The 15,325-nt window shown below is 67.5% G+C and carries 11 protein-coding genes; 6 read left to right on the top strand and 5 right to left on the bottom strand.

What is annotated here, in order from left to right:
• The first annotated feature begins 50 nt into the window (after positions 1–50).
• Entirely contained in the window at positions 51–1,112 is a 1,062-nt protein-coding gene (locus tag WT60_RS31455; protein ID WP_060355206.1) for a purine nucleoside permease, read from the top strand.
• Between the two features lie 193 nt (positions 1,113–1,305).
• Here WT60_RS31455 and WT60_RS31450 read toward each other — a convergent pair whose 3' ends face one another.
• A complete protein-coding gene (locus tag WT60_RS31450; RefSeq protein WP_038749602.1) occupies positions 1,306–1,599 on the bottom strand; it encodes a DUF4148 domain-containing protein in 294 nt (97 codons plus the stop codon).
• 1,127 nt (positions 1,600–2,726) lie between these two features.
• Positions 2,727–3,731, bottom strand: a complete 1,005-nt coding sequence (gene ceoR / locus WT60_RS31440; RefSeq protein WP_038749600.1) for a putative multidrug efflux transcriptional regulator CeoR — start codon at positions 3,729–3,731, stop codon at positions 2,727–2,729.
• 188 nt (positions 3,732–3,919) lie between these two features.
• On the opposite strand from ceoR, the gene WT60_RS31435 reads away from it, so the two are divergent.
• From WT60_RS31435 to WT60_RS31420, 4 genes are all read left to right on the top strand, one after another.
• On the top strand, positions 3,920–4,774 hold the full coding sequence (locus WT60_RS31435) for an alpha/beta hydrolase (RefSeq protein WP_038749623.1): 855 nt from the start codon (positions 3,920–3,922) through the stop codon (positions 4,772–4,774).
• Between the two features lie 49 nt (positions 4,775–4,823).
• Complete coding sequence (locus WT60_RS31430; protein WP_038749598.1) at positions 4,824–6,053, top strand: efflux RND transporter periplasmic adaptor subunit; 1,230 nt, start codon at positions 4,824–4,826, stop codon at positions 6,051–6,053.
• 61 nt (positions 6,054–6,114) lie between these two features.
• Positions 6,115–9,300, top strand: a complete 3,186-nt coding sequence (ceoB, locus tag WT60_RS31425) for a multidrug efflux RND transporter permease subunit CeoB (protein ID WP_060355205.1) — start codon at positions 6,115–6,117, stop codon at positions 9,298–9,300.
• A 10-nt stretch (positions 9,301–9,310) separates the two neighbouring features.
• Entirely contained in the window at positions 9,311–10,843 is a 1,533-nt protein-coding gene (locus tag WT60_RS31420; RefSeq protein WP_059580277.1) for an efflux transporter outer membrane subunit, read from the top strand.
• 843 nt (positions 10,844–11,686) lie between these two features.
• On the opposite strand, the gene WT60_RS31410 is transcribed toward WT60_RS31420, so the two are convergent.
• The gene (locus WT60_RS31410) at positions 11,687–12,925 is read right to left on the bottom strand and encodes a dicarboxylate/amino acid:cation symporter (RefSeq protein WP_060355203.1); all 1,239 of its coding nucleotides are present in this window, start codon (positions 12,923–12,925) and stop codon (positions 11,687–11,689) included.
• Entirely contained in the window at positions 12,909–13,568 is a 660-nt protein-coding gene (locus WT60_RS31405; RefSeq protein ID WP_038749588.1) for a GntR family transcriptional regulator, read from the bottom strand. Before WT60_RS31405 ends, WT60_RS31410 begins: the two co-directional genes overlap by 17 nt.
• A gap of 155 nt (positions 13,569–13,723) precedes the next feature.
• Between WT60_RS31405 and WT60_RS31400 the strand changes: the two genes are divergently transcribed.
• Entirely contained in the window at positions 13,724–14,194 is a 471-nt protein-coding gene (locus WT60_RS31400; protein WP_059670237.1) for a GNAT family N-acetyltransferase, read from the top strand.
• A gap of 185 nt (positions 14,195–14,379) precedes the next feature.
• On the opposite strand, the gene WT60_RS31395 is transcribed toward WT60_RS31400, so the two are convergent.
• Positions 14,380–15,279 carry an AEC family transporter gene (locus WT60_RS31395; RefSeq protein WP_059670238.1) on the bottom strand — a complete coding sequence of 300 codons (900 nt, stop codon included), beginning with the start codon at positions 15,277–15,279 and terminating at the stop codon, positions 14,380–14,382.
• Positions 15,280–15,325 lie beyond the last annotated feature (46 nt).

The raw sequence follows: 15,325 nt of genomic DNA, 5'->3' as shown, positions 1-15,325 counted from the left end.
CAGTCTCCGAACGCCGTTCTCATCGAACCTACTTTTAATAAGGAACGCTAATGCTGACTCGCTCGATACTTTCCGCAGCCGTGTTTTCGCTCGCCGCTTGCGCGACGGCGCAATCCGTCGCGCAGAACAACGGTGACGCGTTCGCCGAAGCCGGTGCACAGGGCCGCCCGGTGAAGGTGATGATCGTCACGATGTTCGGCCCCGAAGGCCAGGCGTGGCTCGACCGTCTCGGCCCGTGGAAGAACATCGCGGTGCCTGGCCTGTCGCCCGATTATCCGGACGTGCATTGCAACAAGCAGGACGTGTGCGTCGTTACGACGGGCATGGGCTACGCGAACGCGGCGTCGACGATCATGGCGCTCACGTTCTCGCGCCGCTTCGATCTGCGGCAGACGTACTTCCTGATCTCGGGCATCGCGGGCGTCGATCCGGCGCGCGGCACGCTCGGCACCGCCGCGTGGGCGAAATACCTCGTCGACTTCGGCCTGCAATGGGAGCTCGACGCGCGCGAGATTCCGGCCGGCTGGAGCGGCGGCTATCTCGGCATCAACACGAAGAGCCCGACCGACAAGCCGCCGCTCGACTATCGCACCGAGGTGTTCCAGTTGAACGGCACGCTCGCGGACGCCGCGTACGCGCTGTCGCGCAACGTCCAGCTCGCCGACAGCGCGCAAGCGCAGGCGGCGCGCGCGAAGTTCAACTACGCGCCGGCGAACCAGCCGCCCGTGGTCACGCGTTGCGACACGTCGTCGGGCAACACGTGGTTCTCCGGCACGCTGCTCGGCGAGCGCGCGCGTCAATGGACGAAGATCCTCACCGACAACAAGGGCACGTATTGCATGACCGCGCAGGAAGACAATTCGACGTTCGAAGCGCTCAAGCGCGCGGCGAGCGTGAACCGCGTCGATCTGAATCGCGTCGCGGTGCTGCGCACCGGCTCGGATTTCGATCGCCCGTATCAAGGCCAGACGAGCGTCGACAATCTGCTGAACTACGCGGATCAGGGCGGCTTCCCGCTCGCGACCGAGAACCTGTATCGCGCGGGCAACCCGCTCGTGCAGGACATCGTCACGCACTGGGGCGAATGGAAGGACGGCGTGCCGCGCCGCTGACGCATGCGGCGCGCGTCGGTCAGCGTGACGGCGCGGTCGAGCGGAACGGTTTCCACACGGGCGTGCTGTCGTCCCAGTGATCGAGCTGCGATGGAATCGGACTGTTCATGATCGTGATCTCGCACTGAAGAATGACGTGGCTGCATGCTGCATGACGCGCCGCGCATCGGCTTCGATGCGCGGCGCGTCGCGTTTACCGGCCTGCGCCCGCGAGCTGATTCGCGTCGGGGTCCGGACGATACGCACGCTGCGCGACGAGCTCGGCGCCGGGCGGTGCGTACGACATCGACTTGCGCAACGCGGCGAGCGTGCCGTCGCGTTGCGCCTGTTCGAGATCCGCGCGGACTTCGGCGCGCGTGCGGGGGCTGTGGCCGTGCCACGACGCGTCGCCGTCGCTGCCCGCAGGGCTGATCCCGCCGTCCGCGAATGCCGGCGCGGCAACGGCGAGCGCGAAGGCGGCGACGGCGAGAAGACTGCTGCGTTTCATGATGTGACTCCTGTCGATTCGATGCGCACGCCGAAAGCGGTGCGCGACAGGCTGTACTTTAGGCGCGCGCGCGGCGGCGATAAATGGCGATGTCGCGAATTGAATTGTTGCGAGGATGGAACAATCGGAGTCCGTGACGTCGGCAGGGGCTTGCGACGAGGGCGCGCAACGCGTGTCGTGGAAAAGCGGCGCGGCGTGCGAGCGGCGACGTGCGCGCCCGGGCGGAACGCCGCGCCGCGTACGAATGCGCCGCGCACTTTCGCGGCGCGCCGCAACAAGCGCGGCGGCGCGTTGCGCGAATCATCGCGCCGAATTTTCCGGGCGAGGGCGGATCTGCGCATTACGCGATATGCGCTACGCGAACGGAGAGCCCAGCGAGTAGCGGCGACGTCGAACGCGAGCAACAAACTGGCTCGTCGTCCGAACGGGACGCGATGGGCTCGCGTCCACGTTTGCCCCCGATCGTCGCGCGTCGTGCGCGGGTTTCGATCGACAGGCGCTGCCGCGATCTCGCGTGCGGGCCGCGCCGGCCGTCGTGCGCCGCGCGTTGCACATCGCACATTGCACGTCGCAATCAACCGTTGAAATGATGCAAGCCGGTGCGGCAAAGAGATTCGCGCAGTGCCGGGTGACATGCAGAGAAAGAGGACCTGCGAAGATTGTGCGCGTCGCCAGTCCGTTCATCGTTCACGCGCGCGCTGCGATATGCCCGAGCGCTTCGCAGGCGAGGGAGCCGGCGCGCATTCGCTGCTGCGGCTCGCAGGAACGCTGTCGGCGAAGGCGCTGCGAACGCCGCGCCGTCGACGTTCCGAATGCACTGGGAAGACGGTGCGGGGCCGGCAGACCGAATCGCGGCGCGCATTGCGCCGGGAGCGTTCTCGAGGTCTGGCGAACGCCGCGAAGCGCCGATTGCGTCAACCGGCCGATCCGCTCTTAAGAAGGCGTTCAATTAAAAGCGGACAAACGAAAGAATGAGTTGCGCGTACGATCGTCTATCGCGGCGCTCGCCGGCGCAACGCGGCATTCCCGCGCGCGGCCGCTGCGGCGCGCCCGTTCGTCGACGGCGAAAAAATTGGACGACCGGCCCGCGCGCGCTTTTGCACGCGCGCGCGACCGACCCCGACCGCTCAAGCGACCCACTCGTTCAACACCGGCGTGTCGAGCGACGGCGCGCGCTCGGCTTCCTCGAACGTGCGCTTGCTGCAGGTCGCATCGAGCCCCTTGCGGCCGCTCAGCAGCGGGCAGCGCTCGAAGATCTCGGCGATCCAGTCGACGAACACGCGCACTTTCGGCGACAGATGCCGGCTGTGCGGATAGACGACCGAAATCGGCATCGGCAGCGGCTTGTAGCCCGGCAGCACCTCCTTCAGCGCGCCGTTGCGCAGTTGCGGCAGCACCATGAAGAGCGGCGGCTGGATCAGCCCGAAGCCTTCGATCCCGCAGGTCACGTACGCGTCCGCGTCGTTGACCGACACGAGGCCGTTCATCTTCACCTCGACTTCCTTGCCGTCGATCAGGAACGCCCAATCGATCGTGCGCCCGGTGCGGCTCGAGAAGTAGTTGACGGCCTTGTGCTGCGCGAGCTCCTCGATCGTCTGCGGCTCGCCGTACTTCTCGAGATACGCGGGCGAGGCGACCGTCGTGCCCTCGAACAGCCCGACGCGCCGCGCGACGAGCGACGAATCCTGCAGCGCGCCGACGCGGATCACGCAGTCGATGCCTTCCTGCAGCAGATCGACCGGCCGGTCCGACAGGCCGAGCTGCAGGTCGATGTCCGGAAAGCGCGAATGGAATTCGCACAGCGCGGGAATCACGATCAGGCGTCCGATCGAACCCGGCATGTCGACCCGCAGCTTGCCGTGCGGTTTTCGATTGTTCGTCTGGAAGCTCGCCTCGGTTTCCTCGACGTCCGCGAGAATCCGCACGCAGCGCTCGTAGTACGCGGCGCCGTCGGGCGTGAGGGACAGACGGCGCGTCGTCCGGTGCATCAGCCGCACGCCGAGGAAGGCTTCCAGATTCTGGATGATCGTCGTCACCGACGCGCGCGGCAGGCCGAGCGTCTCGGCCGCTTTGGTAAAGCTGTTCGTATCGACGACGCGCGTAAACACCTGCATGGCCTGCAGCCGGTCCATTACTTTACCTCCGCGATATTGACGCCCTGAACAGACGCAGGCCGCGACACCGATGAAGGCGGCGCAGCCGACGATTGTTCAGGGGACGTGAATTGTGTTGCCGGATTATAGGCATTTATCCCGATGTCTGCCGGACCCAGAATTCGATCCATCTCGTAATGGACGCGCGACGCCGCGCACGACACGTCATGGACGCATTCGATTTCCGCCGCCCAATCCCCCGCACGAGCGCAGAAGGCGCGCGCGCGCGGCCGGCGCTCGCGGTGTCGGACGTCGTGATCGGCGGCTACGCGCAGGACATCGTGCTGCGCCTCTACCGGCGCCCCGAAAAGTCCTCGTTGCCGGTAGTGCTTTATTTCCACGGCGGCGGCTTCGTGCGCGGCTCGCTCGACGATGCCGACCGCGCCGCGCGCCATCTCGCCGAGCACGTGCCGGCGCTCGTCGTGTCGGTCGATTATTCGCTCGCGCCGCGGCATCCGTTCCCGGCCGCGCCGGAAGACGCGTACTGCGCGGCGCGCTGGGCCGAGGCCCGCGCGCGCGCGTTCGGCGGCAATCCGCGCAAGATCGGCGTCGCGGGGCACGACGCGGGCGGCCAGCTCGCGAACTGCCTCGCGTTCATCGCGCGCGACCGCGGCGAGATCCGCATCGCCGCGCAGGCGCTGATCGGCCCGATGCTCGATCCGAGCCTCACGCGGCTCGCCGACGCGGCGCGCGTCGCGTCGTCCGACATCACCGCGCAGGAGTGCGCCGCGTGCTATCGCGCTTACTTGCCGCAGCCGTCGCAGCGCATGCATCCGTATGCGGCGCCGCTCGAATCGGTGCGCCTCGCGGGGCTGCCGCCGACGCTCGTCGCGACCGCGCAGAACGACGTGCTGCACGTCGAGGCCGAGAAATACGCGAGCTGTCTGATCGACGCGGGCGTGCCGACGCAGGTGGTCCGCTACCGGGACGTGTCGCACGCGGCGCTCGCCGATCACGCGCCCGCGCTCGAAGAGGCGGCGCGATTCTTTCAAAGCCGCTTCAGCACGGGTTCGCCGGGCTGACGCTGCTTTCATCCGAATCCAGAACAACCGACAACTTGGGGGTTTATTCATGGCTATCTTGCGTACTTCCCGTTCGCGGATCGCGGCCGCGACGCTTGCGGCCGTTGTCATCGCGGGCCTCGGCGCGTTCGGCGCGATCCGCGTGAACGCGGGCGCGCCGGACAAGGCGGCGGCGCCGCTGCCGGAGGTCGACGTCGCGACCGTGCTGTCGAAGACGATCACCGACTGGCAGTCCTATTCGGGCCGGCTCGAGGCGGTCGAGAAGGTCGACGTGCGTCCGCTCGTGTCGGGCACGATCGTGTCGGTGAACTTCAAGGACGGCGCGCTCGTGAAGAAGGGCGACGTGCTGTTCGTGATCGATCCGCGCCCTTACCAGGCGGAAGTCGATCGCGCGGCCGCGCAGCTCGCCGGCGCGCAGGCCCGCAACGGCTACGCGCAGAGCGACTGGCAGCGCGCGCAGCGCCTGATCGGCGACAACGCGATCGCCAAGCGCGACTACGACGAAAAGCAGAACGCCGCGCGCGAGGCGACGGCGAACCTGAAGGCGGCCGAAGCCGCGCTCGAAACGGCGCGGATCAACCTCGGCTACACGAGGATCAGCGCGCCCGTGTCGGGCCGCGTGTCGCGCGCGGAGATCACGCTCGGCAACGTCGTGTCGGCGGGCGCGTCGGCCGCGCCGCTCACGACGCTCGTGTCGGTGTCGCCGATCTACGCGTCGTTCGACGCGGACGAGCAAACGTACCTGCAATACATCGGCGGCGCGAAGGACGGCCGCAAGGTGCCCGTCGAGCTCGGCCTCGCGAACGAGCGCGGCTACTCGCGGCAGGGCGTGATCGATTCGGTCGACAACCGGCTCGACACCTCGTCCGGCACGATCCGCGTGCGCGCGCGCTTCGACAACGCGGACGGCGCGCTCGTCCCGGGCCTCTATGCGCGCGTGAAGGTGGGCGGCAGCGCGCCGCATCCGGCGCTGCTGATCGACGATGCGGCGATCAACACCGACCAGGACAAGAAGTTCGTGTTCGTCGTCGACCAGCAGGGCCGCGTGTCGTACCGCGAAGTGCAGCTCGGCTCGCAGCACGGCAATCAGCGCGTGATCGCGGGCGGGCTCGCGGCGGGCGACCGGATCGTCGTGAACGGCACGCAGCGCGTGCGTCCGGGCGAGCAGGTGAAGCCGCATCTCGTGCCGATGACGGGCGGCGACGACGCCGCAGCCGCGACGCCCGTGGCGGGCGGCGTGCAGCGTCCGCAGGGCGCGCCGGGCAACGCGCGCGCGTGACGGGCGGCCGTATTCCCGGAGCGCCCGCCGCGCCGGCGCGCCTAATCAGATAGAGCCTTCCATGAACATATCGAAATTCTTCATCGATCGACCGATCTTCGCAGGGGTGCTGTCGGTCGTCATCCTGCTCGCCGGGATGATCGCGATGTTCCTGCTGCCGATTTCCGAGTATCCGGAAGTCGTGCCGCCGTCCGTGATCGTCAAGGCGCAGTACCCGGGCGCGAACCCGAAGGTGATCGCCGAGACGGTCGCGTCGCCGCTCGAGGAGCAGATCAACGGCGTCGAGGACATGCTGTACATGCAGTCGCAGGCGAACAGCGACGGCAACATGACGATCACCGTCACGTTCAAGCTCGGCACCGATCCGGACAAGGCCACGCAGCTCGTGCAGAACCGCGTGAACCAGGCGCTGCCGCGCCTGCCGGAAGACGTGCAGCGGCTCGGCATCACGACGCTCAAGAGCTCGCCGACGCTGACGATGGTCGTGCACCTGATCTCGCCGAACGACAGCTACGACATGACGTATCTGCGCAACTACGCGCTCATCAACGTGAAGGATCGTCTGTCGCGCATTCAGGGCGTCGGCCAGGTGCAGCTGTGGGGCGCGGGCGACTACGCGATGCGCGTGTGGCTCGATCCGCAAAAGGTCGCGCAGCGCAACCTGACGGCCGACGACGTCGTGCGCGCGATCCGCGAGCAGAACGTGCAGGTCGCCGCGGGCGTGATCGGCGCGTCGCCGACGCTGCCCGGCACGCCGCTGCAACTGTCGGTGAACGCGCGCGGCCGCCTGCAGAACGAGGACGAATTCGGCGACATCGTCGTGAAGACCGCGCCGGACGGCGGCGTCACGCACTTGCGCGACATCGCGCGCATCGAGCTCGACGCGTCCGAGTACGGGCTGCGCTCGCTGCTCGACAACAAGCCGGCCGTCGCGATGGCGATCAACCAGTCGCCGGGCGCGAACTCGCTCGCGATCTCCGACGAAGTGCGCAAGACGATGGCCGAGTTGAAGCAGGACTTCCCGGCGGGCGTCGACTACAAGATCGTCTACGACCCGACGCAGTTCGTGCGCTCGTCGATCAAGGCGGTCGTCCACACGCTGCTCGAAGCGATCGCGCTCGTCGTGATCGTCGTGATCGTGTTCCTGCAGACGTGGCGCGCGTCGATCATTCCGCTGATCGCGGTGCCGGTGTCGATCGTCGGCACGTTCTCGCTGCTGCTGCTGTTCGGCTATTCGATCAACGCGCTGTCGCTGTTCGGGATGGTGCTCGCGATCGGGATCGTCGTCGACGATGCGATCGTCGTCGTCGAGAACGTCGAGCGGAACATCGAGAACGGGCTCACCGCGCGGCAGGCGACCTACAAGGCGATGCAGGAAGTGAGCGGGCCGATCATCGCGATCGCGTTGACGCTCGTCGCCGTGTTCGTGCCGCTCGCGTTCATGTCGGGCCTGACGGGCCAGTTCTACAAGCAGTTCGCGATGACGATCGCGATCTCGACGGTGATCTCGGCGTTCAACTCGCTGACGCTGTCGCCCGCGCTGTCGGCGATCCTGCTCAAGGGCCACGGCGACAAGGAAGACTGGCTCACGCGCGTGATGAACCGCGTGCTCGGCGGCTTCTTCCGCGGCTTCAACAAGGTGTTCCATCGCGGCGCGGAGAACTACGGGCGCGGCGTGCGCGGCGTGCTGTCGAGAAAGGCGGTGATGATCGGCGTGTATCTCGCGCTCGTCGGCGCGACCGTGATGATCTCGAAGATCGTGCCGGGCGGCTTCGTGCCCGCGCAGGACAAGGAGTATCTGATCGCGTTCGCGCAATTGCCGAACGGCGCGTCGCTCGACCGCACCGAGAAGGTGATCCGCGACATGGGCGCGATCGCGCTCAAGCAGCCGGGCGTCGAGAGCGCGGTCGCGTTCCCGGGGCTGTCGGTGAACGGCTTCACGAACAGCTCGAGCGCGGGCATCGTGTTCGTCACGCTGAAGCCGTTCAATCAGCGTCACGGCAAGGCGTTGTCGGCGGGAGCGATCGCGGGCGCGCTGAATCAGCAGTACGCGGCGATCAAGGATTCATTCGTCGCGGTGTTCCCGCCGCCGCCCGTGCTCGGCCTAGGCACGCTCGGCGGCTTCAAGATGCAGATCGAGGATCGCGGCGCGGTAGGCTACGCGCGGCTCGCGGATGCGACGAACGACTTCATCAAGCGTGCGCAACAGGCGCCCGAGCTCGGGCCGCTCTTCACGAGCTACCAGATCAACGTGCCGCAGCTGAACGTCGACCTCGACCGCGTGAAGGCGAAGCAGCTCGGCGTGAACGTGACCGACGTGTTCGACACGATGCAGATCTATCTCGGCTCGCTGTACGTGAACGACTTCAACCGCTTCGGCCGCGTCTATCAGGTGCGCGTGCAGGCGGACGCGCCGTTCCGCCAGCGCGCGGACGACATCCTGCAGCTGAAGACGCGCAACGCGGCGGGCGAGATGGTGCCGTTGTCGTCGCTCGTCACGGTGTCGCCGACGTTCGGGCCGGAGATGGTCGTGCGCTACAACGCGTACACGGCGGCCGACGTGAACGGCGGGCCCGCGCCCGGCTACTCGTCGGGGCAGGCGCAGGCGGCCGTCGAGCGGATCGCCGCGCAGACGCTGCCGCGCGGCGTGAAGTTCGAATGGACCGATCTCACGTATCAGCAGATTCTGGCCGGCGACTCGGCGTTCTGGGTGTTCCCGATCAGCGTGCTGCTCGTGTTCCTCGTGCTCGCCGCGCTGTATGAAAGCCTGACGCTGCCGCTCGCGGTGATCCTGATCGTGCCGATGAGCATTCTGTCGGCGCTCACCGGCGTGTGGCTCACGCAGGGCGACAACAACATCTTCACGCAGATCGGGCTGATGGTGCTCGTGGGGCTGTCCGCGAAGAACGCGATCCTGATCGTCGAATTCGCGCGCGAGCTCGAGCACGACGGCAAGACGCCGTTCGAGGCCGCCGTCGAGGCGAGCCGGCTGCGGCTGCGCCCGATCCTGATGACGTCGATCGCGTTCATCATGGGCGTCGTGCCGCTCGTGCTGTCGACGGGCGCAGGCGCGGAGATGCGGCACGCGATGGGCATCGCGGTGTTCTTCGGGATGCTCGGCGTGACGCTGTTCGGCCTGATGCTGACGCCGGTGTTCTACGTGGTGCTGCGCACGCTCGCGGGCGGCAAGATTCACGTCGCGCAGAAGGATTCGGCGGGCTACGGGCTGCCGGCTCCGGACGCTTGAGGATAGGAAGATGAACAAGACCAACATCAACGAACGCATCGCGCGCGTCGCGAAGATCGCGGCGGCGAGCGGCCTGCTCGTCGCGCTGCTCGCCGCGTGCGCGGTCGGGCCCGACTACAAGCGGCCGGACGTCGCGACGCCCGCCGCGTTCAAGGAAGCGCCGACGCTCGCGCAGGGCGAGCAGGCCGGCACGTGGAAGGCCGCCGAGCCCGCCGACGACGCGCATCGCGGCGAATGGTGGCGGGTATTCGGAGACCCCGTGCTCGACGCGCTCGAGGAGCAGGCGCTCGCGGCGAACCAGAACCTGAAGGCCGCGGCGGCGCGCGTCGAGCAGGCGCGCGCGGCGACGCGCGCCGCGCGCTCGCAGTGGTTCCCGCAAGTGGGCGCCGGCTTCGGGCCGACGCGCGAGGGGCTGTCGTCGGCGTCGCAATTCCAGCCGCAAGGCGCGGGCCCGACGAACGCGACGCTCTGGCGCGCGCAGGGCACGGTGTCGTACGAAGCGGATTTGTTCGGCCGGGTCGGCCGCAACGTCGAAGCGTCGCGCGCGGATGAAGCGCAGAGCCAGGCGCTGTTCCGCTCGGTGCAGCTCGCGTTGCAGGCGGACGTCGCGCAAAATTATTTCGAGCTGCGCCGGCTCGATTCCGACCAGGATCTGTACCGGCGCACGGTCGAACTGCGCGAGCAGGCGCTGAAGCTCGTGCAGCGGCGCTTCAGCGAAGGCGACATCGGCGAACTCGACGTGTCGCGCGCGAAGAACGAGCTCGCGACCGCGCAGGCGGACGCGGTCGGCGTCGAGCGGCGGCGCGCCGCATCCGAGCATGCGCTCGCGATCCTGCTCGGCAAGGCGCCCGCGGATTTCTCGTTCAAGGAAACGCCGATCGTGCCGGTGGCGGTGCGGGTGCCGGCGGGGCTGCCGTCGGCGCTGCTCGAGCGGCGGCCCGACATCGCGGCCGCCGAGCGCGCGATGATGGCCGCGAACGCGCGCATCGGCCTCGCGAAGTCCGCGTACTTCCCGAAGCTCGACATCACCGGCTCGTTCGGCTATGAAGCGGCGACGCTCGGCAATCTGTTCCTGTGGTCGAGCCGCACGTTCCTGCTCGGGCCGTTCGCGGGCACGGCGCTCACGCTGCCGATCTTCGACGGCGGACGGCGCAGCGCGGGCGTCGCGCAGGCGCGCGCGAAGTACGACGAGGAAGTCGCGAACTACCGGCAGCAGGTGCTTGTCGCGTTCCGCGAGGTCGAGGACAACCTCGCCGATCTGCGTCTGCTCGACGATCAGATTCGCGCGCAGAGCGATGCGGTCAACGCGTCGCGGCGTGCGGCGACGCTCTCGCGCACGCAGTATCAGGAAGGCGCGGTCAGCTATCTCGACGTGATCGACAGCGAGCGCTCGGTGCTCGAATCGCAATTGCAGTCGAATCAGCTGACGGGCACGCAGGCGGTGTCGACGGTCAACCTGATTCGCGCGCTCGGCGGCGGCTGGGCGGGCGACGTGGCCGTCGGTGCGCGCGAGCCCCGGCAGCAGGACGTCGCGTCGCGTTGAGCGGTGCGTGCGGCGGCTGCGGATCGTGAGCCGCCGCATGCGCCGATGCGCGTCTGACTTGCTTGGTCGGAAAACACGATTGCCGGGGGCACGGCGTCAGGAAGTCCGATGACGCTCACGAGCCTGAGAGTCGGAATCTGATGGGCCGAATGTTCGAACGCTCGATGATCGAAGCGCTCGAATGCTGAAGAGCTGAAGAGCCCTGCTGCCTGAGTGTCCAACTGCCTGCCTGACGGCCCAAGAGCCCAAGAGCCCAAGAGCCCAAGAGCCCAAGAGCCCAAGAGCCCAAGAGCCTGAGGACCGCGCGAACGCGACGGGCGCACGAATCCGACGCCCGTCGCGTGACGGCCGGCATGCGCGATGAAGAGCGGGAGGCGCAGCCGTCGCTTCGCATCGGCGGCGCAAGAACGACGATTCGTATCGAATCGATCCAACCGGCCTGCGGCGGCGCGACGCCTGTTTCGCCGCCGTGTCTCGGCCTACACTTGGCAGCGGCGCATGAAACGCGAACTCATCGTTTCGTTGCGCCGCTGGGTCCGACAATAAAAAGCGCAGTCCCAGCGTGGGGCGACAGGGACTGCGTAACCGCCTGCATCCGAGGGCCAGAAATACTCGCAGACGGAACTACAATCGCGCGGGCGATGTCATGCGAGGCGGTTGCCGTGTCGTGCGCCGCCGCACGCGCGGCGTGCCGCATCCACCGAACCGCCGAGCATCGCGCTCGCAAAAACTTTCCCGCATCGGCCGGCGCGCCGCGCCGGTCGTCGAATCTTCGGTTTCCGGCAGCCTTCGCCGCGCCGTTTCCGCTTCGCGCGCCGGTGTCGATGGCGCGCACGACATGCTTCAGACGCGCGACGCGTGCGCCGCGGCGTCCGCGATCTCCGGCGTGACGCCCGACACGCGGCTCGCGAGCGTCGTCGCGACCGTGCTCGCGTACACGTTGAGCGCGGTGCGGCCCATGTCGAAGAACGCGTCGACGCCGAGAATCAGCAGCACCGCTTCGGCGGGCAGCCCGATCGCGGCGAGGATCACCGTGATCGCGACGACCGCGCCGGACGGCACGTTCGCGGCGCCGTCGATCGTGATGATCGTCAGCACGGCGATCGTGATCATCAGCGGCCAGCTCCATGCGAGCTGATACGCGTCCGCGAGATAGCACACCGCGAGCACCGTATAGAGCACCGCGCCTTCGCGATTGAAGATGTACGACAGCGGCAGCACCGTCGACGCGACCGACGCCGGCACGCCCATCTCCGTCAGCTTCTTCAGATGCACGGGGAACGTGATTTCGGACGAGCGCGTCGTGAAGCCGAGAATCAGCGGCTCGCTGACCTTGCGCACGACCGCGCGCGGCGAATGGCCGGCGAGCTTGACGATCAGCGTGAGCCACAGCGCGAGAACCGCCATGCCGAGGTATGCGATGCCGAGCAGCTTCGCGAGCGGCGCCATCGCGGCGAGCCCCTTCGACGACAGCAGCACTGCGATCGCAGCGAAGATCGCAATCGGGGACAGCGACACAACCCACTCCGTCATCTTGAAGAATGCGGCGAGCATCGATTCGCAGACGGCGACGAACGGCGCCGCGCGATCCTCGACGGCGGCGAGCGCGCAGCCGAGCAGCACGCCGAACACGAGCACCGGCAGCGAATTGCCGGCCGCGAGCGCGCCGACGATGTTCGACGGGATCATGTCGGTCAGGAACTTCAGCCAGTCGATGCCGCTCGCGAGATTCGCAGGCATCGACGCCGTCTGCGCATGGCTCGCGCCGATGCCCGGCCGGAACAGCCAGTTGAGCGCGAGGCCGAGCGACGCGGCGAGCACCGTCATCAACACGAAGAACACGAGGCTGAACGCGGCCGTCTTGCCGAGCCGGCCGCGCTGCGTGCCGGCGCGGAACGCGCCGAGCGTCACCGACAGCAGGATCAGCGGCAGCACGACCATCTTGATCGCGTGGCCGAACAGCGTCGAAATGAATGCCAGATCGCGGCTCGCGGCGGGCGCGATCAGGCCGAAGGCCACGCCGAGCGCGAGGCCGAGAATCATCAGCAGCGATAAAGGAATTTTTTTATTGACCAGTGTCATATTGAGCTCGAATTAATCGGATTCTGTCCGGAGTGCCGTCGATCACGTGATTCCACATCAGGCGCCGCGCCGTTTCCGCGTCCCGCATATCGATGGCCGCGCAAATCTCCAAATGTTCGAGCGTGCCGCGCCTGACCGTCGCGAAATCGCTTCGCGGCAATTCGTTCAGCGCGTGAGTTTGCGCGCGCAGCAGCTTGTATGTCGTAAATAGCCGGTCGTTGCGCGCGGCCTTGAATATTTCGTCATGAAAGACCCAGCCGATTTTCTGTTCGACCATGATGTCGGCGCTGTTTTCGTCGACGAGCCGGCGCATCTGCGCGTGCGAGCGCGACAGCCCGTCCGTCGCGCCGCCGCGCGCGGCGAGGTACGCCGCGGTGCTTTCCAGCGCGAGGCGCAGCTCGTAGATTTCGCGCAGATCGTCGCGCGTCGGCTCGTTGACGAAGGTGCCGCTCTTGTCGACGATGTTGACGAGCCCTTCCGACGCGAGCAGTTGCAGTGCGCTGCGCACCGGCATCTGCCCGACGCCCAGCTCGTGTGCGAGGCCCCGGTGAGAGATTTTCTGCCCGGGCGACAATCGGCCGTCGAAGATCCGCGAACGGATCTCGTCATAGGCGCTGCCCGTATCGGACGAGATTTTCTCCATTATCTGTGATCGCAGTTTGTTTGCTTGAAATTAATGAAGCGAGCAACATTTATTTAGATTAACCGCATCGGCTGGGGTGAACAACAAATATTTTTTTGCGAACGAAAACATTCGCGCATTTAGAATGGGTCAATCAATTTTTTCGTAAACAGCCGATGCTCGTCGATCAACAGTCGTACTCAATCGTGACCGTGCCGGTTGCGTCCGTGTTGCCGCTCAGGGCCAGAATTCTGCTGGACGGGGACGAGAACGCGAGCCGCTTTCCGTGCGACGACCACGAGGCGACGCTTCATCTGGCGGCCCGAACGCCGGACGGGATCGTCGCCGTCGCGACGATCTGCCGGCAGGCGTTCCGCGATTTCCCGCCGGACAGCGCGTGGCGGCTGCGCGGCGTGGCCGTCGAGCCGTTCATGCAGGGGCACGGCGTCGGCACGCGGCTGATGCGCGCGTGCATCGAGTACGCGCAGCGGCGGGACGGAAAGGTCGTCTGGTGCACTGCACGCGATTCGGCGCGCGGCTTTTACGAATCGCTCGGCTTCGTCGCGTCGGGCGTGCCGCTGAAGATTGCCGCGCGGCCCGACATGGTGTTCCACGAAATGCACCGGTTGTTGTCCGACGGTGCGTGACGGCCGCGCGAGCGCCGTTGCGCCGCGTTCGACCGACGGGGCGCGGCGCGCTTTTCGCCACGGTTGCGGCGAGAACCGCCGCGTGCACGCGATATCCGCGCCGGGCCGGGCACTCGACGAAGACCGTGCGCCGCGGGCCGGACGGTTCGTGTTCCGAATCAAATCTCGCGGCCGTTTCGGCCGTCTCAATAGGGCAGCGCGCCGCGCCATAGCCACGCGGCCGCGATCGACGCCGGCACGCCCAGCGTCATCAGCGCGCCCGCGAGCGGCGGGTCGAGCTTCCTGTCGATCGCGATGAGCCCCGCGATGATCATCGGCGGCATCGTCGCCTGCACGAGCGCGACGGCGAGCGGCACGCCCCGCTGCGCGAACAGGTAGAGCCCGCACGCGAGCACGATCGCCGGCACGACGAGCAGCTTGAGGCCGATGCCCACGACGAAGTTTCGCGCGGCGTCGCGGGCGCTGCGCAGGCTGAAGCTTGCGCCCACCGAGATCATCGCGATCGGCGTGAGGGTTGCGCCGAGCGCGCTCAGCACGTCCTCGACGGCGGGCGGGAACGGCACCGGCCGCAACAGCAGCGCAAGCGCCATCGCCTGAATCGGACGGTAGCCGGCGAGCTGCCGCGCGACGCCGCGCCAGCTCGTCGCGCTGCCGGCATACAGATCGGCGGCGACGAGGCCCGCCGTGCACATCACGATGAAGTTCGCCTGGTCGACGACGAGCGCGTGGCCGACCGCCGCGCCGCCGATCAGCGCCTGCACGACCGGCACGCCGACGATCGACGTGTTGCTCGTGCCGCAGACGAGCGTGAGGCAGCCGACCGTCGCCTTGTCGAGGCCGAGCAGCGCGCCCGCCGCGAGCGCGAGCGCCGCGGTGGCCGCGAACACGATGACGGGCGTCGCGAAGAGCCACAGCACGTCCGCGCCGAAGGCGATTCGGTGCAGATGCTGCAGCACGAGCGCGGGCAGCGAAATCTGGATGACGAAATAATTGAGGCTGGCCGGGAAGTTGTCCGGCAGGCGCTTGCTCCGTGCGAGCGCGGCGCCCGCGACGAGGCAGGCGAGAACGAGAATCAACGAAGCCATCGATCGGCGTTTGAACGAATCGGATGCCGGACGGCCCGGCGGGCCG

The sequence above is a fragment of the Burkholderia sp. MSMB617WGS genome, assembly GCF_001532025.2.
Taxonomy (GTDB): domain Bacteria; phylum Pseudomonadota; class Gammaproteobacteria; order Burkholderiales; family Burkholderiaceae; genus Burkholderia; species Burkholderia savannae.
Note: the sequence above shows the minus strand (reverse complement) of the source record. Positions and strands in the feature narration are given on the sequence as shown.

Coding starts and splice junctions, on each gene's coding strand:
- WT60_RS31455 (WP_060355206.1), top strand. CDS start 51: ATGCTGACTCGCTCGATACTTTCCGCAGCCGTGTTTTCGCTCGCCGCT.
- WT60_RS31420 (WP_059580277.1), top strand. CDS start 9,311: ATGAACAAGACCAACATCAACGAACGCATCGCGCGCGTCGCGAAGATC.
- WT60_RS31410 (WP_060355203.1), bottom strand. CDS start 12,925: ATGACACTGGTCAATAAAAAAATTCCTTTATCGCTGCTGATGATTCTC.
- WT60_RS31450 (WP_038749602.1), bottom strand. CDS start 1,599: ATGAAACGCAGCAGTCTTCTCGCCGTCGCCGCCTTCGCGCTCGCCGTT.
- WT60_RS31400 (WP_059670237.1), top strand. CDS start 13,724: ATGCTCGTCGATCAACAGTCGTACTCAATCGTGACCGTGCCGGTTGCG.
- WT60_RS31435 (WP_038749623.1), top strand. CDS start 3,920: ATGGACGCATTCGATTTCCGCCGCCCAATCCCCCGCACGAGCGCAGAA.
- ceoB (WP_060355205.1), top strand. CDS start 6,115: ATGAACATATCGAAATTCTTCATCGATCGACCGATCTTCGCAGGGGTG.
- ceoR (WP_038749600.1), bottom strand. CDS start 3,731: ATGGACCGGCTGCAGGCCATGCAGGTGTTTACGCGCGTCGTCGATACG.
- WT60_RS31405 (WP_038749588.1), bottom strand. CDS start 13,568: ATGGAGAAAATCTCGTCCGATACGGGCAGCGCCTATGACGAGATCCGT.
- WT60_RS31395 (WP_059670238.1), bottom strand. CDS start 15,279: ATGGCTTCGTTGATTCTCGTTCTCGCCTGCCTCGTCGCGGGCGCCGCG.
- WT60_RS31430 (WP_038749598.1), top strand. CDS start 4,824: ATGGCTATCTTGCGTACTTCCCGTTCGCGGATCGCGGCCGCGACGCTT.